Source organism: Gelidibacter gilvus (assembly GCF_004115975.1).
GTDB lineage: Bacteria > Bacteroidota > Bacteroidia > Flavobacteriales > Flavobacteriaceae > Gelidibacter > Gelidibacter gilvus.
Genome location: NZ_SDDZ01000012.1, coordinates 36,570 through 59,095 on the forward strand (window position 1 = coordinate 36,570; position 22,526 = coordinate 59,095).

Sequence of the window (22,526 nt, forward strand, 5' to 3'; positions counted from 1 at the left end):
AAGGTACTAAATATTTGCGACAGCCTTGATTTCAGAAATGATCTGATCCGCAAGCGCATCGGCTTCCTCCTGCGAAAGTGCTTCCGTATAAATCCTGATAATTGGCTCTGTATTACTCTTGCGTAAATGGACCCAACTTTTTTCAAAATCTATTTTAACACCATCAATAGTGGTTAGTTTTTCATTTTGATAACGTTCTTCCATCGTTTTCAAAATCCCATCCACATCCATTCCTGCTGCCAAATCGATTTTCTTTTTACCCATATAATAATTTGGATAGGTTGCTCGAAGCGCGCTTGTGGTCATTTCTTTTTCTGCCAACAGACTCAAAAACAAAGCCACTCCAACTAGCGCATCACGTCCATAATGCAATTCTGGGTAAATGATCCCTCCGTTTCCTTCACCTCCAATGATGGCGTTATTCTTCTTCATTAATTCCACCACGTTCACCTCTCCTACAGCACTGGCCTCATAACTGCCGCCATGTTTTTCCGTAACATCCCTTAAGGCTCTTGTAGAACTCATATTGCTTACTGTATTGCCGGGAGTTTTGCTCAACACATAATCTGCACAAGCCACTAAAGTGTATTCTTCTCCAAACATCTCGCCTTTTTCATCTACAAACGCCAAACGGTCCACATCAGGATCAACCGCAATACCAAAATGTGCTTTCTCTTTGACTACCATTGCTGATAAATCTTGCAAATGCTCTTTTAAAGGTTCTGGATTATGGGGAAAATGGCCCGTAGGTTCGCAATACAATTTGACGGCTTGTACTCCCAAACGTTCCAATAACAAAGGAATGATAATCCCTCCCGAAGAGTTGACGCCATCTACAACCACTTTAAATTTAGCGTCTCTAATGGCTTTTTTATTGACCAAAGGCATTTTTAGAACTTCATCAATATGAATATCCATATACGCCTCGTTTTTGGTAATTTCTCCAAGATCATCTACTTCTGCGAAGGTCATTTGATCGGCTTCGGCAATTTCTAAAATCCGTGCACCTTCGGCAGCATTTAAAAATTCACCTTTGGCATCAAGCAGCTTAAGCGCGTTCCATTGTTTTGGATTATGACTGGCGGTTAATATAATCCCCCCATCGGCATGTTCCATAGGTACGGCAATCTCAACAGTTGGCGTGGTTGACAATCCCAGATCAATGACGTGGATACCCAAACCAACCAAGGTGTTCATCACTAAGTTTTGGATCATTTCACCAGAGATCCGAGCATCGCGACCAACGACCACACGGTAATTTTCCTTGTTGCGTTGTTCTTTTAACCAGATCCCATAAGCTGATGCAAATTTTACCGCATCAATAGGCGTTAAATTATCGCCCACTTTACCTCCAATAGTGCCTCGTATTCCTGAAATTGATTTGATGAGTGTCATATTTTAAATTTTAAATGAAAAGCAAATATACAATTACAAAATTGGAAATTTTATGATGGGCTTGTCGAATTTTATGATGAGCTTGTCGAATTTTGTGATGAGCTTGTCGAATTACTAAAATCCTATTCCGTAAATTAGGCCAATGAATTTTTTAGCCCATATTTATCTTTCAGGAGACAACGAATTAATCGCCATTGGAAATTTTATGGCAGATAGCATCAAAGGAAAACACTACAAAAAGTATCCTGATGAGCTTCAAGTAGGCATACGTCTCCATCGCGAAATTGACACCTTTACTGATGCCCACCCCACCGTCAGATTAAGCACCAAACGCTTACATGAAAATTACAGCCACTACAGCGGTGTGATCGTGGATATTTTATATGACCACTTTCTTGCGAAAAACTGGTCGCACTACTCGCCCATTCCTTTAGCTATTTATGTAGACGATTTTTACGAAACATTGAAAACACATGCCGAATTTCTGCCCCCGCGCGCTCAAAAGATGGTGCCTTATATGATTGCGGGAAATTGGCTGTTGAATTATGCGAAAATTGAAGGCATACAAAATGTTTTGATTGGTATGAACAGACGCACCAACAATATTTCAGGGATGGATAAAGCTACCGATGAGCTTAAAGAATTCTATCATGAATTTGAGGCCGAATTCACCAGTTTTTTTGAAGAACTGCGTGTGTTCTCAGAAGAAAAATTAGCCACATTAAAACAGATGTATGCTTTGGAATAGCCTGCCGATTTCATAAATTTATATAACTTACACTTTAAAGATATTTTTTTAATCCAACCCATCATGAAAAATTCCCTCGTTATCTTCGCCTTGCTTTTCTCACTTTCGATATTTTCTCAAGGCACCCAATTGCTGAGACAGCCCAGCATTTCAAAAACCGAAGTTGTTTTTATTTATGCCAACGATTTATGGAAAGCACCTCTAAATGGAGGTACAGCAATGCGATTGACCAGTGGCGAAGGCTACGAATCCAATCCGCATTTTTCCAAAGACGGCAAAACAATTGCTTTTACAGCAGAATATGACGGGAATTCCGATGTGTATATCATGCCTTCAGAAGGTGGCGAACCAAAGCGTTTGACCTTCCATCCCGATGGTGACTATGTTGAAGGATGGACGCCAGACAACAAAATTCTGTTTCGTTCAGGTCGTGAAGGCAAACCAACTGCATCCACAAAACTATATACTATTGGAACTGAAGATAGTTTTCCAGAAGCTCTAGATTTACAAAGAGCTGCCTACGGCGATATTTCTGCCGATGGAAAGTTTATCGCCTATACGCCAATTACTTCCTGGGATCCTGAATGGCGCAATTATCGCGGCGGACAAGCCATGCCCATCTGGATTGTGGATTTAGAAACAAAAGATTTGATCACCACGCCACAATTGGATAAAGAGCGTCATTTAGATCCGAAATGGTTAAACGGCGTGGTATATTATTTATCAGAACGTGATTATACCAGTAATATCTGGTCCTTCGATCCGAAAACCAAAACTGAAAAACAAATCACCTTTCACAAAAAATTCGACGTTAAAAGTTTAAGCGCCAATCAAAATCAAATTGTTTATGAACAAGGTGGCTATCTCCATCTTTTAAATGTGGAAACTTTAGATACCAAACAATTACATATCACGGCAACAGGCGATTTGAATTTTGCCAGACCGCGTTGGGAAGACGTTGCTGCAAGCAGTTTAAGCAATCCACAAATCTCTCCTAAAGGCATGCGCGCTGTTTTTGAGCATCGCGGAGACATCTTTACGGTGCCCAAAGAACATGGTTCTTGGCGCAATCTCACCAACTCATCAGGAGTGGCCGACCGCAGCCCCGTTTGGTCTCCCAAAGGTGATAAAATAGCCTGGTTTTCTGATGTCAGCGGGAATTACAAAATGGTTGTAGCCGATCAAGATGGTAACAATCAAGAGGAAATTACCCTGCCCAATGCCACGTTCTTCTTTAAACCTGAATGGTCCAATGATGGCAAATACATTGCCTATACAGATACCGATTATAATATTTGGGTGCTGAATCTAGAGACTAAAAAAGCAGTTAAGGCAGATACGGATCGGTATGCGCATCCTGAACGCTCCATGAATCCGGTTTGGTCCCCTGACAGTAAATGGATTGCCTACGCCAAACAATTGGAAAGTCATTTTAAGTCGATTTTTGTTTATAATGTAGAAACCAATGAGAACATTCAAATTACAGATGGAATGGCCGATGCCATAACCCCGGTTTGGGATGCTTCAGGAAAGTATATTTTCACTTTGGCAAGTACCAATTACGGACTTACCTCAGGCTGGTTGGACATGAGTTCTTATGATGTGAATGTGACCCGTGGGCTTTATGCCATCGTTTTAAACACTAAAGATGATGCGCCTATCCTTCCAAAAACGGATGAAGAGAAGTCCAAGAAGAAGGACGATAAAACAGAAGCTAAAAAAGACGACAAAAAGAAGAAGGATGATTCCAAAGACAAAGATATCGTAGCTGAAGTCCCAAAAATCGTCATTGATAAAGAAAATATTTTCAATCGCATTGTACCTCTTCAACTTAAACAAGCTAATTATGTTGGATTGATAAAAGGACCAAAGACTATTGTTTTTGTTGCAGAAACTGTTCCTAATGAAGAGGCACAGAAAATACACAGTTATAGTTTAGAAGATGGAAAAGCCACGGATTATGCGAAAAACATTTCCGAGATGGTCGTTTCTTCCGATCGTGAAAGTGCATTGATCAGACAAAACAACAACTGGAGCATTGTCGCTACCTCTAAACCACCAAAAGATGATGAAAAGCTCAAAATGGATCTTAAAATAAAAGTTGATCCAAAGGAAGAATACCATCAAATGTATAAAGAAGGCTGGCGTTATATGCGTGATTTCCTTTATGTAAATAACGTGCATGGTGCACCTTGGGATACGGTTTATGAATGGTATGCGCCGTGGATTGACCATGTGCGCCATAGAACAGACTTGAACTATGTGATCGATATCATGAGTGGCGAAGTATCCATTGGACATTCCTACGTGTCTGGTGGTGATATGCCCAAAATTGATCGTGTGCCAGTGGGATTGTTGGGCTGCGACTTTGAATGGACCCCAGATGGCTATCGCATCAGTAAAATTTTCACTGGTGAAACTTGGAATCCAGATACCTACTCACCTTTAGGTTTGCCGGGAATCCACGTGAAGGAAGGCGATTATATTATTTCCATCAATGGTAAAATGGTGAATCCAAATGAGAATATTTACAGCCTATTGGAACAAACTGCAAATCGAGAAACCACGATTGAAGTCAACAGCAAATCGACAAAAACTGGTGCCAAATCATTTTTGGTAAAGCCTGTGGCGAATGAAAGAGGTCTGCGTTATATGGACTGGGTGGAAGGCAACCGTAAGAAGGTGGACGAACTTTCTAATGGTAAATTGGCATATGTGTATGTTCCGAATACGAGTCAGGGCGGATTTGCATCCTTCAACAGATATTATTTCTCACAACAGGATAAAAAGGGTGTTATTATTGACGAGCGTAATAATGGTGGCGGATCGGCTGCTGATTATATGATCGATATTATGTCTCGCGAACTTTTTGGATACTTCAATAGCAAAACAAATGACAACCGACCATGGACAACGCCAATGGCCGGGATTTGGGGACCAAAAGTAATGTTGATTAATGAACGCGCAGGTTCGGGGGGTGATTTACTTCCTTATATGTTTAAAGCGAAAAAAATCGGACCGTTGATTGGCACCAGAACTTGGGGCGGATTAGTGGGCACTTGGGATACACCACCTTTTATTGATGGCGGACGCATGGTCGCACCACGTGGTGGTTTTTATGATGTCAATGGCGAATGGGCCGTTGAAGGCGAAGGTGTAGCCCCGGACATTGAAGTCATTCAAGAACCAAAATTAACGATGAATGGAAGGGATCCACAATTGGAACGTGGCGTCAAAGAAGCTTTAAAACTTTTGGAAACCCAAGAATTTGAAATGAAACCAGAACCAGCGGCGCCGGTAAGATGGAAACGTCCTGCTGGTTACGAAAAGGAAAATTAGGAGTTGTATCACAGAGATTCACGGAGATTTAATAATTACTGATAGTCATAAGATAAAACTCTGCGTAGCTCTGTGAAACCCTGCATCGGCAGTAGGCAGGTCTGCGAAACTCTGAGTAACAACCCAGCGAAACTCTGTGTCACAACCCCGTGAAACACCTATCTTCGCAAATTAAACCCACATCAATTGGCTAAACCAAAAAAAATACTAAAAATAATTGCTGGGGTGATTGTGTTCTTCACACTCCCTACCCTTCTCTTCTTCGGTTTTTTATATCTTAAATATGATGAGGATTTACCATCAGGGATAAAAGGTGAACAAGCAGAATTATTGGCAACTAAAATGCTCAATGCTTTAGATCATGAAGCTTATAAAAGCACAAACTACATTGAATGGACTTTTAGTAAACGGCACCATTATAAATGGAACAAGGCCGAAAACACATGCCAAGTGTATTGGAAATCCTATCGCGTAGATCTCGATTTGAACGATCCATCCAAAAGCGAGGCGTTTCATAACGACCAAAAAGTGGACACGGATTCTTCTAAAAAACTCATCGAAAAAGCGGTTTCCAACTTTAATAACGATTCGTTTTGGCTTGTGGCACCCTATAAGGTTTTTGATTCTGGAACTGAACGGCGTATAGTGACTTTAGAAGATGGATCAGAAGCACTTTTAGTGACTTACACTTCAGGTGGAACAACGCCCGGAGATTCTTATTTATGGCACTTGGATGCTTCTGGAAAACCAACGAGTTTCCAGATGTGGGTGGACATTCTACCCATTAACGGATTGGAAGCCTCTTGGAACGATTGGACTACAACTGAAAGTGGTGCGCAATTACCAAGCTTTCATAAGTTTATGGTCTTTGGGTTTGAGATTACGGATTTGATAGGAAGGGAATAGTGTTCCCGACTACACAACTGCTACGAGCGGACAACGTCAGTGTTCAGTGTTCAGTGTTCAGTGTTCAGTGTTCAGTGTTCAGTGTTCAGTGTTCAGTGTTCAGTGTTCAGTGTTCAGTGTTCAGTGTAAAATAAAATATCGTAAGTGAATTCCAAAACTATTTTAGACATTTTATCAGAAAGCATAAACATTTCAAAAACTATATCACAAAGGGACCACAAAGTAGTCACAGAGTTACACCCTTTAAGAGACAGTCCCAAAAAATTCTGAGATGGACCACCACTCACCATTCAACACTCACCACTCCCTACTCACCACTCATAACCAAGGCCCAATTACCAACTGCGACTGAATACTGCCAACTGAAAACTACCCTCTCTGTCCCACAAAATTATGGTCCTTAAGTTTAAACAACACATTGAACGATGTTAAACTCCCGTAGCTTCTGGTGATGTACTGCTGCAAATCAATTTTTTCCTGTTCTTCAAGATTGCTGCTATTGATCTTTTGTTCCATCACACGAAGTCGGTCACGAACCATGGTGATTTTATGAAAAAACGTATCGATAGGAATTTCGGTTGGTTTTAATTTGGTGTCGCCAGGTTGCATAATGAGCTTCCCACCTTTCCATTTATCGCCAATGTTGACCACTTCGCTCACATCACTCCATTTTTTCAAGATGGCTTTTAAAGTACTTTCCACTTCATGAAAACTGATGGTATCTACATCATCTTCGGCGGCTTCAATCACTTCAAAGTCGCTATCCAAGTCTATTGTTTCCAATCCGCTATCAATAAACGTCACCCAATAATGTTTTGAGGTCACGTTGGTGACGACGCCTTTGCCAAATTCTGGGTGATTAATTCTAGAACTGATTCCTAATAATTGCATGTCTTGAGTTTTAAATTTTGAAATACAATAATAACAAATCTGCTGCTATTCCTCCATTATTTTTGAAGTAGAAGTACTCCTGACTTCGTAATTTGTTAACAAAAAATGAGATGATTTCATTTTTTACAGATCTAAAACACCACATTTATCTTTTTTTATCTTTTTAAAATTTATTTTTATCCAAACCGCAAGCCTAATGAGATTATATATCTTAAGCCTACTCTTTATTATTCCGATATTTTCCAAAGCACAAGACAGAGATTTAGAGCAAAATAAAAGTATTTGGGAAAACGCCCATAAAGAAACTTCCAATCAGGATCGCTTAAAATATCTGGATAGTTTGGCTGGTGAAATTAGGTACGACAGCACTTTTAATAGTGATTCTATTTTTCGTGTCACGATTTCTTTTGCCCAAAAAATGGATTCTGTGGACATGGCCATGAAACACGCGATCAATTTTATCAATTACCACAATTATGGAACTAACGATTATAAAGAGGCCAAAAAGATAATCAAGGCGGCTTATCCCCTATTACCTCAAGTGTCAAAACCGAATATTTTAGATGATTTTTATTATGAAGCAGCTTATGTTTATTATGAGTCAAGACATTTTGAGGAAGCCATAAAACTTTTTGACAGCGCTTATGTTTATGCCAAAAAATACAAGTCTAAATATGTAGAACTCTCCAAATTTGCAATAGCGATGGCACATGTAAACAATGGAAAATTTGGCGAAGCTTCTTTAGAACTTCAAGAAGCAGCAACCCTTTTTCAAAATAAAAAGGACACGCTCATGTGGCTGAATACAAAAAACTCCATGTCAATTCTTTACAGTAAAAACGGATTTTATGAAGCAGCAAAAAAAGAAAGGAATGAGCTCATAAAATTGGCCAAAATATCCAATTCCTTCCCTAATTTGCCTATCATCTATTATAACAATGCAGCTGACGACAATAAAATGAATTTACAAGGCAGTCGTATTAAAAATCTGAAATTGGCATTGACAGAAAATCAGATTTCAGAAAACAAAGATTACTTTGAACCTGCATTAAAATCGGGGTTGGCGGCAGCTTTGGCAGAAAGTGACAGCCTTCAGCAAGCAGAAAAACTCATAAAAGAATTGGAACTTGATGATGAAAATACTTCAGGACAAAACGCCCATTATTTCTTAAACGCCAAAATGAGAGTGGCGTTTGCCCAAAAGGATTATGAGAACGCTTTGAAGTATGGTTTGACGCTTTACAATCTCAAAATTGGCGGAGATCAATATGAGGAAATTCAAGAATCGGAATTATTTCTGTCTGAAGTCTATCAAAATATAGGAAATAAGGAGAAAGCTTTTTCACACTTTAAAAATTACACTAAAATTAAAGATTCGATTGGCAGTATTCAAAAAACGCGTGTTTTAGCCTATTACCAAACGATTTATGAGACTGAAAAACGCGATTTAACCATCCAAAATCAAAAAAGCAATATCGCCTTGCTCAATTCTGAAAACAAAGTAAAAAATCAGTGGTTGCTGTTTGGTGGCATGGGATTATTGGGCCTATTTGGTTTTGTAACGATTGTTCGTTCAAATAACAATACTAAACGACGACAAAAATTACAGGAACTGTTCACACAGGACATCATTAATACCCAAGAGCAGGAACGCACTCGATTGGCTTTCGAACTGCATGATTCTGTAGGGCAACAGCTCATGCTTTTAACCCGAAAACTAAAAACTATTGATGATCCGTTATTTGGAACTTTGGCGAATGATACTTTGACCAATCTTCGTACTATTTCACAGGGCTTATATCCCGCAACATTAGAGCGCTTAGGCTTTACGTCAGCTATAGAAGATTTAATCAATGAATTGGATGAAAACACCGAGGTCTTTTTCACCTTGGAACTGGAGAACGCCGACAAGCTCATTACCAAAGATAAAGCCTTGCACTTATACAGGATGCTTCAAGAATCATTAAACAACGTGCTAAAACACGCCGAAGCCAAAGCCGTATTTGTAAGTATAGAAATCTTATCGAACACGATCATCATGACTATAAAAGACAACGGAAAAGGATTTGATTATCATAAAGCATTGAACACCTCCAAAAGTTTAGGAATGAAATCGCTTGTGGAACGTTGTAAAATAATTTCGGCGAAATTGGAGGTGGAATCCAGCTTAGGCAAGGGCACCACGCTTATGATAAAGCTACCTATTACAAATGCCTAGTTAAAAACTAATTCATAAAATTTGAGGTTTACAGTAATACAGAAGTTCGGGAACTTCAAAATATCACTGTTAATTTACCCAATAAAGAAATCAATCTATAGCGCGGTAAAGTAGATCAAATGCTGAATTATTTGAATTTAAATACTACTATCCATTCATTAAAATGTATTTTTACATAAGATAAAACCTACATCCCTTGAAAACCGCTACCCCGAAGAAAAGCACCACTATCGTTATTGCTGAAGACCATCCGATTATGTTAAAAGGTCTAAAACAAGAACTTGAACAAGCAGGATATCAGATTATTGGTACGGCAGAAAATGGCATGGAAGCGGTAGGTACAATCACTGATTTAAACCCTGATATTGCGCTATTAGATATTGAAATGCCGTTGCTAAACGGTTTTGAAGTGATGGCAAAATGTATAGACATTTTAAATTTAAAAACACGTTTTATTGTGATGACCTATCACAAGCAGAAAAACTTTGTTTTACAAGCTAAAAACTTGGGCGTTCACGGATATCTTTTAAAAGAGGATAGCATAGAAGAAATTGAAAACTGTATTGCGACAGTTCTCAATGGCACAGTTTATTATAGTAAATCCCTGGGGACTGATCTTGAAGCAAATGCCGAAAGTGAACTCAAAAAACTGACATTGTTAACACCTTCTGAACGCAAAATCATTCAACTGATAGCTCAAGATAAAAACTCTACTGAAATCAGTGATATGCTATGTGTTTCGCCAAGAACCATACAAAAACACCGCACAAATATTATCGAAAAGCTGAATCTCGATCCTGCAGCAGATAACCTAATCAAATGGGCCAAAGAATTTAAGGGATTGGATTGATGATTTGTAAATAGAAAAGTGTGGATAATCCTTTAACCATCCACACCGTCCTATTACCTAAAAATGGTCTTAATCTTTTACAATTTTCATCACCGTCTTTTTAGCCTGATGATCAAGGATTTCTAGAAAATACAAGCCATTGGGCTGATGTAGTTCCAAATCAATTTTCTTTGTGTTGTGAAATTTGTCTTCCATAAGCACTTGTCCCGTAATAGAAAGCAATCTTACGGAAACCTTAGGCTGCTCAATTTTAAAAGTAACTGAAAAGTCGCCTTTTGTAGGGTTGGGATACAGCTTCAAACCATCGGAGAACGCGGAGTCCAGCCCCATGGTTTCCATCGACAGTTTTTGTATAAAACCATCATAACCCCCGTTAGAGGTCAGTTTACCATTACTTTCACCGATATTAAAATCGGCTAAAAGTTGAAAATATCCAACAGTGTAAATTTTTCCTGAGGCGTCAATAACTGTAGACATAGCGTTATCTATACCTGAACCTCCCATCTGTTTAAGCCAAATATGCTGGCCATCAGAATCAAATTTTTGAATAAACATATCATAATTTCCATGAGAGGTTAAACTCAAGTTTCCAGCGCCTGAGTCAAAACTAGCTTGATTATAGAAGTTTCCAGTAACGATAACGTTGCCATCAGCATCGTTCGTGATGGATGTCCCCGCATCACTTCCTAGTCCGCCCATATAGTTCGCCCATAAAAAATTCCCGTTGGTGTCCAGTTTTTGAACAAATATATTTGAACTGCCTGTAGTCGTCATATTATAAGTACCTTCACCTGGGTCAAAATCTACAGTTTGCATATAATGACCTGTTGTATAGACATTTCCCTGAGCATCTACAGAAATGGAAGTTCCTTTATCGACACCTTTGCCTCCCATTTGTTTTACCCATATAAAATCGCCATTTCCATCAATTTTCAGAACGAAGATATCCTCATTACCTGCCGAGATTAAAGTAGCATCACCCGCTCTAGAATTAAAATCTACCGTGCCTTTAAAGTCCCCTGTCATATAGATGTTATTACCTGAATCTAACGCTATAGAAAGGGGGTATTCTGACAAAACACCTCCAATTTGCTTCATCCAAATAAAATCACCGTCAGTATCTAGTTTTAGCAGAAACATATCGGAATCACCATTTGAAGTAACATTATAGACGCCCTCTCCTGGATCAAAATCTACTGTTTCACGAAAAAACCCGCAAATATAAACGCCACCGGTCGAATCGGTGCGAATGGCATATCCATAATCATTTTCAATACCACCCAAATGTTTGACCCATTGAAAATTGCCGTTGGTATCATGTTTAGTTATGAAGGTATCATAACTGCCAATTGCAGTTAAATTTGCAGGTTCACCATCAGGGTTAAAGTTTACAGTTGCAGCAAAAATCCCTGAGGTGTAAACGTTTCCGGCAGCGTCAGTAGTGATAGAAAGAGCATATTCTTCAGAGAGACCACCAAATTTTTTAACCCAAAGCAAATTGCCATCCCCATCCAATTTTTGAATATAGACGTCCGTATATCCGTTGGATGTAAAACTGGACGTGGTCGTTCCTGGGTCCAGATCAGAGGTTCCTGAAAACTGTCCCGCAACGAAGAGATACCCATTTAAATCAGGGGTAATTGTAGAGGCTACCACTGTACCATTGCCACCAATCTGCTTTACCCATTCAAAAGTCGGGTTCTGAGCGTAAAGTGACATGTTTACTATAAACAGGCTCGTCATAAGAGTGAAAAATGTAATTTTTAAATTCATAATGCGTTGATTTTAAAGTTAAAATGTTCTATTTATAGTTACCATCGGTAAAAAGATAAAATGTCATCATAATATTCTTACTTTTTTCAACCCTCCAATAATTGCTTAGATCACTCTTGACCTGTCATCTTCCAATCAACATTATTTAACAAAACTCTAAATATCAACTCCTTCATTTTTTACTTCATAATCTGTACCTTTGCAAACTTGTCTGTAAATCAGGCAAGATAGCTATGTATATGAGTAAATTTGAAGAGACTATAGAGGTTCAAGGCGCACGCGTTCACAACCTAAAAAATATAGATGTTTCCATTCCCAGAGAAAAACTAGTAGTTATTACAGGACTTTCAGGAAGTGGAAAATCGTCATTGGCTTTTGATACCATTTATGCCGAAGGCCAACGGCGTTATATCGAAACATTTTCGGCCTATGCACGTCAGTTTTTGGGTGGTTTGGAACGTCCTGATGTTGATAAAATTGATGGCCTGTCGCCAGTCATCGCTATAGAACAGAAAACGACTAGCAAATCGCCACGTTCCACTGTGGGCACCATTACTGAGATTTATGACTTCTTACGGTTGTTATACGCTAGAGCGAGTGATGCTTATAGTTATAACACTGGCGAAAAAATGGTGAGTTATACCGATGAGCAAATCAAAAGCTTGATCAAAGAAACGTTTAACGGCAAGCGCATCAATATTTTGGCGCCCGTGATCCGTTCAAGAAAAGGACATTACCGCGAATTGTTTGAGCAAATTGCAAAACAAGGCTTTGTAAAAGTTCGAACGGATGGTGAAGTGAAAGACCTGGTCAAAGGCATGAAATTGGACCGTTATAAAAATCACGATATTGAAATTGTCATTGACCGACTCAAAATTGACGACACCGATGATAATGATAAACGTCTCACCGAGTCTATCAATACTGCCATGTATCACGGGGACGATATTTTAATGGTTTTAGATCATGATACTGACGAAACCCGCTATTTTAGTAGAAGTTTGATGTGTCCTACTTCGGGAATTTCCTATCCAAATCCTGAACCCAACAATTTCTCGTTCAACTCGCCAAAAGGTGCGTGTCCAAAATGTAACGGCATTGGAAAACTGTATCAGGTGAATGAGAAAAAAATCATTCCTGATGATAATCTTTCCATACAAGCTGGTGCACTCGCCCCACATGGACCATACAAAAACAGTTGGATCTTTAAACAGTTTGAAACCATTGCACAACGGTTCAATTTTCAGGTGACCGATCCTTACAAAAGCATTCCTGAAGAGGCAAAAAAGATGATCTTGTATGGTGGCAGCGAGAAGTTTTCAGTAGAAAGTAAAACTTTAGGCGTTACACGCGATTATAAAATCGATTTTGAAGGGGTCGCTAATTTTATAGAAAACCAATTTGCTGCTGCAGAAACAACGTCGTTGAAACGCTGGGCAAAAGAATATATGGACAAGGTGGAGTGTGATGAATGTCATGGCTCACGCTTGCGCCAAGAATCGCTTTATTTTAAAGTGAACGGATTGAATATTGCGGATTTGGCCGCTATGGATATTGTTGATTTATCGGAATGGTTCTCTAATTTGGCGTCTCATATCTCTGAAAAGCAATTGCTGATTTCGGAAGAAATTATCAAAGAAATCAGAACCCGATTACAATTTCTATTAGATGTAGGTTTGGAATATCTTTCACTTAATAGAAGTTCAAAGTCCTTGTCTGGAGGTGAAGCACAACGGATCCGTTTGGCGACTCAAATTGGGTCTCAATTGGTGGGTGTACTTTATATTTTGGATGAGCCGAGTATTGGATTACACCAGCGTGACAATGAAAAGTTGATCAAATCTTTAATAGCACTTCGTGATATTGGTAATTCTGTTATTGTTGTTGAGCACGATAAAGACATGATTGAAAGTGCGGACTATGTCATTGATATTGGTCCAAAAGCCGGAAAATATGGCGGAGAGATCATCAGTGTTGGAACTCCTGAAGAATTAAAAACCCATAACACACTTACTGCAGACTATCTCAATGGTACCAAACAAATTGAGATTCCGAAGAAACGGCGTGAAGGCAATGGCAAATTCATTGAACTGAAAGGTTGCACAGGAAACAACTTGAAAAATATTTCCGTAAAATTCCCGTTGGGAAAAATGATTGGTGTGACCGGTGTTTCCGGAAGTGGAAAATCGACCTTAATAAACGAAACCCTTTACCCTATTCTGAATGCCTATTATTTTAACGGCGTTAAAAAACCAATGCCCTACAAGAGCATCAAAGGTTTGGAACATATCGACAAAGTCATTGACATCAACCAATCGCCCATAGGACGTACGCCAAGAAGTAATCCGGCAACCTACACCAAGACTTTTGACGAAGTTAGGAGTTTGTTTGCGAAAATTCCTGAGGCCATGATTCGTGGTTATAAACCTGGACGTTTTAGCTTTAATGTGAAAGGCGGCCGTTGCGAAACCTGTCAAGGAGGTGGTTTAAGGGTTATTGAAATGAATTTCCTTCCAGATGTTTATGTGGAATGCGAAACCTGCCATGGGAAACGTTTTAATCGAGAAACCTTAGAGATTCGTTACAAAGGAAAATCCATCAGTGATGTGCTGGATATGACCATTAATGAAGCGGTTGATTTCTTTGAGCATATTCCGAAAATCCACAAAAAACTACAAACCATTAAAGATGTTGGCTTGGGTTATATCACCCTTGGTCAACAAAGTACCACCTTGTCTGGAGGTGAGGCACAACGCATTAAACTAGCTACGGAATTGAGTAAACGTGATACAGGAAACACTTTTTATATTCTTGATGAACCAACCACCGGTTTACATTTTGAAGACATCCGCGTGTTGATGAATGTGTTGAACAAACTCGTCAACAAAGGCAACACCATTTTAATTATTGAACATAATATGGACGTCATCAAAACTGTGGATTATATTATTGATATTGGCTATGAAGGCGGCAAAGGTGGCGGCCAGGTTATTGTGGAAGGGACGCCAGAAGAAGTAGCCAAACACAAGACGAGCTATACGGCACAATTCCTCAAAAAAGAGCTTGAAAGCTATCAAAGCTAGTAGAATTCCAATCTGTTTTTTTATAAGTTTTATGAAAAATGTTAAAGATTTATTCATAACAGCGCATAATTGCGTCAAAATCTTTAGTACATTAGTAAGATAACTTTAAAACTAACAATTATGAGAGGTATTCTTTGGCTTGTAGCCGTAATTTGTATTGTAGTGTGGCTTTTAGGATTTTTGGGTGTTGTAGAGGGATTAGCTACTAACAATTTGATCCACATTCTATTGGTGATCGCCGTCATTGCTATTCTTTACAATATCATTGCTGGTCGTAAACCACTCTAAATCAAGATTAGAATAGGATAACAAGACATGAACTTATAAAGAGGCAAATCTTACGATTTGTCTCTTTTTTTTGTTTAAATTATTAAAGGTTGCTACTTTTAAAACTCAAGTAAATCGAGCGGTAACAGCGTATTTTACAGGAGAGAATTTAGATTGGAACTATAGCTCGCCATTAGTAATTTGGAAATTCCTAACAAAACGGTTTTAAAACCGATTGAATGGAAGTTATTATGTTATTTTCCATTAAATTTGTCTGTTTTGGCGAGTTGCTATATAGCTGACTGGGCATTAGGGTGTAGGCATTAGGGATTTGGGATTAGGGATTAGAAGTGAGGGATGACGGAGTCCGATAACTGTAACTGAAGACTGAAGACTGAGAGCCGAGAACAAGCTATCAAGAATAAATAAAAATAATCAATAAAAAATAGATCAAACATATAATGAGATTAGAAAAACATAGTAAAGCTTGGAATGAAATAAAAACCAACGATTCTTGGGCCATTTTTAAAATAATGGGTGAGTTTGTCAACGGTTATGAAAAATTAAGCAAAATAGGACCTTGCGTTTCTATTTTTGGTTCAGCACGTACCAAGCCAGATCATAAATATTATAAATTAGCAGAGGAAATAGCGAAAAAAATTGTGGAACACGGTTACGGTGTCATCACTGGTGGTGGTCCCGGAATTATGGAAGCAGGAAATAAAGGTGCGCATATTGCAGGCGGCACCTCGGTGGGATTGAACATTGATCTGCCTTTTGAACAACACGACAATCCATATATAGACGCTGATAAAAGCTTGGATTTTGATTATTTTTTTGTGAGAAAGGTCATGTTCGTAAAATACTCTCAAGGTTTTGTTGTGATGCCTGGAGGCTTTGGAACCTTAGACGAATTGTTTGAAGCCATCACACTCATCCAAACCAACAAAATTGAAGAATTCCCTATTATATTAGTGGGTACTGAATTTTGGAAAGGTCTTTTGGATTGGGTAAGAACCGCAGTTTTGGACTCTTTTAGTAATATCAGCGAGAAGGACTTGGATCTCATCCATTTGGTAGATACACCTGATGAAGTACTGACCATTTTGGACAACTTCTATAAAGAATTTGAACTGAGCCCGAATTTCTAAGTAATGCAATCCTATATTCTTTTAGACATTAATTTCAACCTGAACCCTTAATGAAATATAAAACATTGAGGGTTCATTTGAAAGTTATTATTGAAAAATAGGTCCTAAACTATGGAATTGCCATTGCAAGTTTTAAGTTCCTTTTCGTAGATTTAAAACCATAAACACCTAAAATTCGTTATATATCTCACCATGATTTATTCTTTTGTAAAGAACCTGCACACCATGGTTTCATTACAAAAATCTTAAACCTTTAAAGTTTATTATAACCCATTGAAAAGACGTTTTCTTTTAAGTTTTATACTGTTTTATTCGGCATTTATGATCGGTCAAAATAAGATCGACATTGATGCACGCTTTAACATGCAACAAAAGAACGCAAAAATAGCGCAAACCCTTAGCTACCAAAACACTACAAATGACACGTTGAGTAAAATCTACCTCAACGATTGGAGCAACAGTTTTTCCACAAAACACACACCTTTAGCCAAAAGGTTTGCAGAAGAATATAGCACCAAATTCCATTTTGCAAAAAATGATATGCGTGGCTTTACAAACATCACCTCCTTAAAAGACAGTGCAGGTCAAGAACTTAATCACACAAGATTAAAATCCCATCCAGATGTTTTAGAAGTAGAATTATCTGAACCTTTATTGCCCAACGCATCGTATCATATTGAACTGTCTTATAATTTACAATTTCCAGATGATACGTTTACCGATTATGGTGCCACCTCTAACAATGAGCTCAATTTAAAATATTGGTACATTACCCCTGCTGTTTATGATGGCGAGTGGCATTATTACAGTAATAAAAACTTGAACGACCTTTATGTGCCAAAAGCGGATATCCATCTGAAAGTGGAATTTCCAAAGAATTACGGTATCTATTCTGAACTCACCATTCAAGATGTCGAACAAAATGACAGCACCCAAACCTTCTATTATTATGGAAAGGATCGTGTGGACAGCAAGCTGTATATTAATAGATTCCCAAAATTCAACTTTGTACAAACGGATAACTTTACAATTATCACCGATTTGGAGAATGAAGGTATTATGCCGGCGGATCGTGCCATCATCACCGATAAGATCACTCAATTCATCACAAAAAACTTAGGGAAATATCCTCATAATTATCTTTTGGTCACCGATATTGAATATAAAACTGACCCGCTATATGGGTTAAACCAGTTGCCAAAATTCTTTAATCCCTTCCCTGGGAATCTACAATATGAATTGAAGCTTTTAAAAACAACACTAAACAACTACCTTGATAATACATTACTCTTGAATCCGAGAGAGGACTATTGGCTCAAAGACGCGATCCAGATTTATTTTCTGATGAAATATGTTGAAGACAACTACCCTAATCTTAAGCTATTGGGGACTTTAGCAAATATTTGGGGGCTCCGGTCATTCCATGCAGCCGATGTTGATTTCAATGAGCAGTACAATTTGTATTTCATGCAAATGGCGCGTTCAAATCGAGATCAGTCCCTAACCTTGCCCAAAGATCAATTGTTGAAATTTAATGCCAATATCGCAGGAAAATATAAAGCAGGCATCGGACTGAAATATTTGAATGACTTTGTTGATTATGATATTGTTGAAAAAACTATTTTCGAATATCTCGGAAATTTCAGACTCAAACCGACAACAAGTGCCGATTTTGAAACCCTGTTAAAAAAGAACACCACCAAAGATGTGGATTGGTTTTTTAAGGACTATATCGGCAGCAGAAAAAAAATAGATTTCAGGATTAAAAACGTAGTAAAATCTGAAGACTCAGTCACCTTTACCATTAAGAACAAACGAGAAAATAATGTTCCTGTCTCTCTTTTCACCTTAAAAAATGATTCTGTCCTTTCAAAAACGTGGATTGAAAACATACAAGGATCCAAAACCCTGACCATCCCGCGCAATGATGCCACAAAGTTGGTTCTAAATTATGACAATATCATTCCTGAATACAATCTTAGGGATAATTGGAAATCATTAAAAGGCTGGTTTTTCAACAATAAACCCCTGCAATTCCGACTTTTTAAAGACATAGAGGACCCCAACTACAATCAAGTGTTTTTTATGCCCTTGGTAGAATACAATAATATTTATGACGGTTTCACCTTAGGCGCCAAGGCTTATAACAAAACTTTATTGATGAAAAACTTAAGTTATCAAATCACACCCAAATATGGCTTTAATTCAAAAACCCTCACAGGGGGCGCCGTTGGTATCTATACACAACATCTTGAAGATCAAAATTTATTCCGAATTAACTATGGGTTGGGTGCCAGTTACGCCTCATTTGCGAAAGATGCCTTTGTTACAAAAATAAGCCCGAGCGTCTCTTTGTATTTTCGGGATAATGACAATTTCAGGTCTAATAAATCCAGTTATATTAATGTTAGGTATTTGGACATTTCTAGAAACGTTAAGGATAAATCAACAGTTGTTGTAAAAGATCCTGATTATAGTGTTTTCAATATAAGATACATCAATGCCCACACCGATTTGATTGATTATTCTAAATTTTACTATGATTTTCAGATAGCTAAAAAATTTGGTAAAATCGCCCTAAATTATGAATGGCGAAAATTGACCGAGGGCAATAGACAATTGAATTTCAGGTTTTTTGCAGGCACATTTCTCTATAACAATACCGATGAGAATTCAGACTATTTCAGCTTTGCGTTGGATAGACCGACAGATTATTTATTTGACTATAACTATTTGGGACGTTCGGAATCTTCAGGGATTTTTAGTCAACAGATCATCATTGCCGAAGGTGGTTTTAAATCCAAATTAGAAACGCCTTTTGCCAACCAATGGATGACCACCGCCAATATGAGCACTACACTATGGCGCTTTATTGAGGCTTATGGTGATGTTGGATTGGTTAAAAACAAGGCAGTCAATCCAAAATTTGTTTTTGACTCAGGAATCAAACTGGATTTGGTCACCGACTATTTTGAGCTCTATTTCCCGATATATTCAAGTTTAGGTTGGGAAGTTGATGAACCCAACTACAGCCAGCGCATCCGAATAAAATTTACCGTAGATCCGGAGGTACTTTTAGGGCTTTTTAGACGGAAGTGGTATTAGGAGAAAGTTGCTTGCCCGTCCGCAGCTTTTGCGGAGGCGGGAAGCTTTTGTGGAGGCGGGAAGTTGCCTGCCCGTCCGAAGCATTTGCGAAGGCGGGACGTTGAAGTCGAAATTGAAATTGAATTTAAAATTGAAGATTTTACATTTAACTAGATACTAAAGAATTTTGAAGTTAAATCTTGCACTCCGAACTTTAAACTCTGAACTTTAAACTCTGAACTTATTAATATCGGTTATTCTTTACCATCGGGACTTATCGTCAAAACTTATTGAAAATTCATAAGTTTGTGACAGCACCTAAATCCTAAGTTTTAAATTAGTAAACCTGAACATAGAAACATCGAAATATAACTATCGAAATAATTGACAACCGACCACATTCCATAAACTATAGACCACAAACATTTAACAAAAAACACCAATGACTAAATCCATTTTCTTCAGCCTTCTCTTTTCGTTTCTTTTCATCAATCTTCACGCACAACAAAGTGAGCTTTCAGTAGAAAAAATAATGCAAGATCCAAAATGGATGGGTACGTTTCCTTCCAACGTGAAATGGGATCAAAACAGTAACGGCATTTATTTTAATTACAACAAAGATGCTGATCCTTCAGATTCTTTATATCGCGTGCAATTGGCAAATCCTAAAAAGATTGAAAAAGTAAGTTGGACGGAAGAAAAAGATATCGATTTTTCGAGAGGCACCTATAATAAATCAAAAACCAAAAAGATTTATTCTAAAGGCAACACTTTGGTCATTTTGGATATCAAATCAGGAAAGGAAATAGAGTTGTTGCAATTCCCTAAAAACATCGGCAGTCCAAATTTCTTGGCCAATGAAGACTGGATTGCTTTTGAAGCCGATAATAATGCCTATATCTATTCACAAGAAAGTGGCATCCTAAAAAAATTGACCCAAATACAATCGGGAGACGAATCGAAAAAGAAAGATCCAAAATCGTCGGACAAAGCCTCTTATTTGGAAGCAGAAAACCTCAAATTATTAAGCGTTGTAAAAGAGCGCGAGGACAAAAACGAAACTTCAAAAACCATAAGGGAAGCACGAAAAGGAAAAGAGACCTACACCTATTATACTGGCGATAACCACGTGAACAATCTCCGCATATCTCCTGATGCCAAATACGTGACTTTCATGCTATTTCAACGTGGAAAGAGCGCCGCTACCATCGTTCCAAATTATATTGATGCGTCTAGTTATACAAAAAATTTGAACACACGCTCCAAAGTTGGCGATGACGAAACTAAAGCGGAGTTGGCCATTTATAATATTGAAAAAGATACTGTTTATAAGGTTCAAACCAATTCTCTGCCTGGAATTACAGATTTACCAGACTATGTAAAAGACTATCCAGACAAGGAATGGGAAGCAAAAGAACGAGAAGTTATCACGTCACAAGCCTATTTTTCTGATAACGGCCAATACGCTATTGTTAACGTGCGCTCAAAAGACAACAAAGACCGTTGGATTGCCAAATTGGATTTATCTAATGGCGAGTTGTCTATATTAGACAGACAACGTGACGAAGCGTGGATTGCCGGACCAGGGATTGGTTGGTCAATGGGTGGTGGTACCATGGGCTGGTTACCCGATAATAAACATATTTATTTTCAATCTGAAGCCACAGGATATTCGCATTTATATCTTTTGGATGTCACCAATGGTAAGAAAAAAGCCTTGACATCAGGAGATTTCGAAGTTTTTGATCCGTTTATTTCCAACGACCAAAAAAGTTGGTATCTAACCACCTCAGAAGTTGGTCCTGGCGAAAGACATTTCTATAAAATGCCATTAATGGGTGGAAAAATGGAGCAGTTGACCTCTATGACCGGTAATAATGACGTGACACTTTCTCCAGATGAAAAACACCTGGCTATTTTACATTCTTACAGCAACCAACCTTGGGAACTTTATTATAAAAAGAATACTACTAAAGCTGAAGCAGTTCAATTGACTTCAGGACAATCCGATGTCTTTAAATCCTATAATTGGAGAGATCCACAGCTCATCACATTTAAAGCTGAAGATGGCGCACAAGTACCTGCGAGACTTTATGTGCCGGAAGCATCGGTAAATAATAATGCCGCGGTTATTTTTGTCCACGGCGCAGGCTATCTACAGAACGTACATAAATGGTGGTCGTCTTACTTTAGAGAATATATGTTCCATAATTTGTTGACCGATTTAGGATATACGGTCATCGATATTGATTACAGAGGAAGCGCGGGCTATGGAAGAGATTGGCGTACCGGAATTTATAGACATATGGGCGGAAAGGATCTTTCTGATCAAGTGGATGGTGCGAATTATCTCGTGGAAAATTATGGCGTTGACAAAGATAAAATTGGAATTTACGGCGGAAGTTACGGCGGATTCATCACCTTAATGGCATTGTTTAATGAAGCGGATACCTTCACTTCTGGTGCAGCATTACGATCAGTTACCGATTGGGCGCACTATAATCATGGCTACACGTCCAATATTTTAAATGAACCATTTAATGACCCTATCGCTTATGAGCGCTCCTCTCCTATTTATTTTGCAGAAGGTTTAAAGGGCAATTTGCTCATTGCTCATGGGATGGTTGATGTGAATGTACATTTTCAGGATGTGGTCAGGTTATCACAACGTTTAATTGAATTGGGAAAGGACAATTGGGAAATGGCAGTTTATCCCGCAGAAGACCATGGTTTTGTTGAACCAAGCAGTTGGACGGATGAATATAAACGGATTTTGAAATTGTTTAATTCTACTCTAGTGGAAGATAAAAAAGATTAACAA

At 38.3% G+C, this 22,526-nt stretch carries 13 protein-coding genes; 10 read left to right on the plus strand and 3 right to left on the minus strand.

Going from position 1 to position 22,526, the window contains the following annotated elements; all coding sequences use genetic code 11:
• Positions 1-6: 6 nt before the first annotated feature.
• Positions 7-1,395: a phosphoglucosamine mutase gene (gene glmM, locus ESZ48_RS15460; RefSeq protein ID WP_129018409.1), complete on the minus strand. Its 1,389-nt coding sequence runs from the start codon at positions 1,393-1,395 to the stop codon at positions 7-9.
• Between the two features lie 142 nt (positions 1,396-1,537).
• On the opposite strand from glmM, the gene ESZ48_RS15465 reads away from it, so the two are divergent.
• The 3 genes from ESZ48_RS15465 (at position 1,538) to ESZ48_RS15475 (ending at position 6,388) form a co-directional block, all read left to right on the plus strand.
• Complete coding sequence (locus tag ESZ48_RS15465; protein ID WP_129018410.1) at positions 1,538-2,143, plus strand: acyl carrier protein phosphodiesterase; 606 nt, start codon at positions 1,538-1,540, stop codon at positions 2,141-2,143.
• A gap of 63 nt (positions 2,144-2,206) precedes the next feature.
• Positions 2,207-5,482: a S41 family peptidase gene (locus tag ESZ48_RS15470; protein WP_129018411.1), complete on the plus strand. Its 3,276-nt coding sequence runs from the start codon at positions 2,207-2,209 to the stop codon at positions 5,480-5,482.
• Positions 5,483-5,668: 186 nt separating this feature from the next.
• Complete coding sequence (locus tag ESZ48_RS15475) at positions 5,669-6,388, plus strand: hypothetical protein (RefSeq protein WP_129018412.1); 720 nt, start codon at positions 5,669-5,671, stop codon at positions 6,386-6,388.
• A gap of 369 nt (positions 6,389-6,757) precedes the next feature.
• On the opposite strand, the gene ESZ48_RS15485 is transcribed toward ESZ48_RS15475, so the two are convergent.
• A complete protein-coding gene (locus ESZ48_RS15485; protein ID WP_129018413.1) occupies positions 6,758-7,279 on the minus strand; it encodes a hypothetical protein in 522 nt (173 codons plus the stop codon).
• 196 nt (positions 7,280-7,475) lie between these two features.
• Between ESZ48_RS15485 and ESZ48_RS15490 the strand changes: the two genes are divergently transcribed.
• Both ESZ48_RS15490 and ESZ48_RS15495 read left to right on the plus strand, forming a co-directional pair.
• Positions 7,476-9,497 (plus strand): sensor histidine kinase, encoded by a 2,022-nt coding sequence (locus tag ESZ48_RS15490; RefSeq protein WP_129018414.1) that lies wholly within the window; start codon positions 7,476-7,478, stop codon positions 9,495-9,497.
• Between the two features lie 196 nt (positions 9,498-9,693).
• Positions 9,694-10,347: a response regulator gene (locus ESZ48_RS15495; protein ID WP_129018415.1), complete on the plus strand. Its 654-nt coding sequence runs from the start codon at positions 9,694-9,696 to the stop codon at positions 10,345-10,347.
• A gap of 69 nt (positions 10,348-10,416) precedes the next feature.
• Here the strand turns inward: ESZ48_RS15495 and ESZ48_RS15500 are convergent, their stop codons facing one another.
• Positions 10,417-12,120, minus strand: coding sequence for an SBBP repeat-containing protein (locus ESZ48_RS15500; RefSeq protein ID WP_129018416.1), 1,704 nt, complete (start codon positions 12,118-12,120; stop codon positions 10,417-10,419).
• Positions 12,121-12,359: 239 nt separating this feature from the next.
• Between ESZ48_RS15500 and uvrA the strand changes: the two genes are divergently transcribed.
• The 5 genes from uvrA (at position 12,360) to ESZ48_RS15525 (ending at position 22,523) form a co-directional block, all read left to right on the plus strand.
• Positions 12,360-15,203, plus strand: a complete 2,844-nt coding sequence (gene uvrA, locus ESZ48_RS15505) for an excinuclease ABC subunit UvrA (RefSeq protein WP_129018417.1) — start codon at positions 12,360-12,362, stop codon at positions 15,201-15,203.
• Between the two features lie 120 nt (positions 15,204-15,323).
• Positions 15,324-15,491 carry a lmo0937 family membrane protein gene (locus ESZ48_RS15510; protein WP_129018418.1) on the plus strand — a complete coding sequence of 56 codons (168 nt, stop codon included), beginning with the start codon at positions 15,324-15,326 and terminating at the stop codon, positions 15,489-15,491.
• A gap of 440 nt (positions 15,492-15,931) precedes the next feature.
• A complete protein-coding gene (locus tag ESZ48_RS15515; protein ID WP_129018419.1) occupies positions 15,932-16,621 on the plus strand; it encodes an LOG family protein in 690 nt (229 codons plus the stop codon).
• A 321-nt stretch (positions 16,622-16,942) separates the two neighbouring features.
• Positions 16,943-19,726 carry a gluzincin family metallopeptidase gene (locus ESZ48_RS15520; protein WP_223266480.1) on the plus strand — a complete coding sequence of 928 codons (2,784 nt, stop codon included), beginning with the start codon at positions 16,943-16,945 and terminating at the stop codon, positions 19,724-19,726.
• Between the two features lie 421 nt (positions 19,727-20,147).
• Positions 20,148-22,523 (plus strand): S9 family peptidase, encoded by a 2,376-nt coding sequence (locus ESZ48_RS15525; protein ID WP_129018421.1) that lies wholly within the window; start codon positions 20,148-20,150, stop codon positions 22,521-22,523.
• Positions 22,524-22,526: the final 3 nt, after the last annotated feature.

Bases quoted from the DNA above. Each gene is read 5' to 3' on its own strand.
- glmM (WP_129018409.1), bottom strand. From the start codon at position 1,395: ATGACACTCATCAAATCAATTTCAGGAATACGAGGCACTATTGGAGGT.
- ESZ48_RS15465 (WP_129018410.1), top strand. From the start codon at position 1,538: ATGAATTTTTTAGCCCATATTTATCTTTCAGGAGACAACGAATTAATC.
- ESZ48_RS15470 (WP_129018411.1), top strand. From the start codon at position 2,207: ATGAAAAATTCCCTCGTTATCTTCGCCTTGCTTTTCTCACTTTCGATA.
- ESZ48_RS15485 (WP_129018413.1), bottom strand. From the start codon at position 7,279: ATGCAATTATTAGGAATCAGTTCTAGAATTAATCACCCAGAATTTGGC.
- ESZ48_RS15490 (WP_129018414.1), top strand. From the start codon at position 7,476: ATGAGATTATATATCTTAAGCCTACTCTTTATTATTCCGATATTTTCC.
- ESZ48_RS15500 (WP_129018416.1), bottom strand. From the start codon at position 12,120: ATGAATTTAAAAATTACATTTTTCACTCTTATGACGAGCCTGTTTATA.
- uvrA (WP_129018417.1), top strand. From the start codon at position 12,360: ATGAGTAAATTTGAAGAGACTATAGAGGTTCAAGGCGCACGCGTTCAC.
- ESZ48_RS15510 (WP_129018418.1), top strand. From the start codon at position 15,324: ATGAGAGGTATTCTTTGGCTTGTAGCCGTAATTTGTATTGTAGTGTGG.
- ESZ48_RS15515 (WP_129018419.1), top strand. From the start codon at position 15,932: ATGAGATTAGAAAAACATAGTAAAGCTTGGAATGAAATAAAAACCAAC.
- ESZ48_RS15520 (WP_223266480.1), top strand. From the start codon at position 16,943: ATGATCGGTCAAAATAAGATCGACATTGATGCACGCTTTAACATGCAA.
- ESZ48_RS15525 (WP_129018421.1), top strand. From the start codon at position 20,148: ATGACTAAATCCATTTTCTTCAGCCTTCTCTTTTCGTTTCTTTTCATC.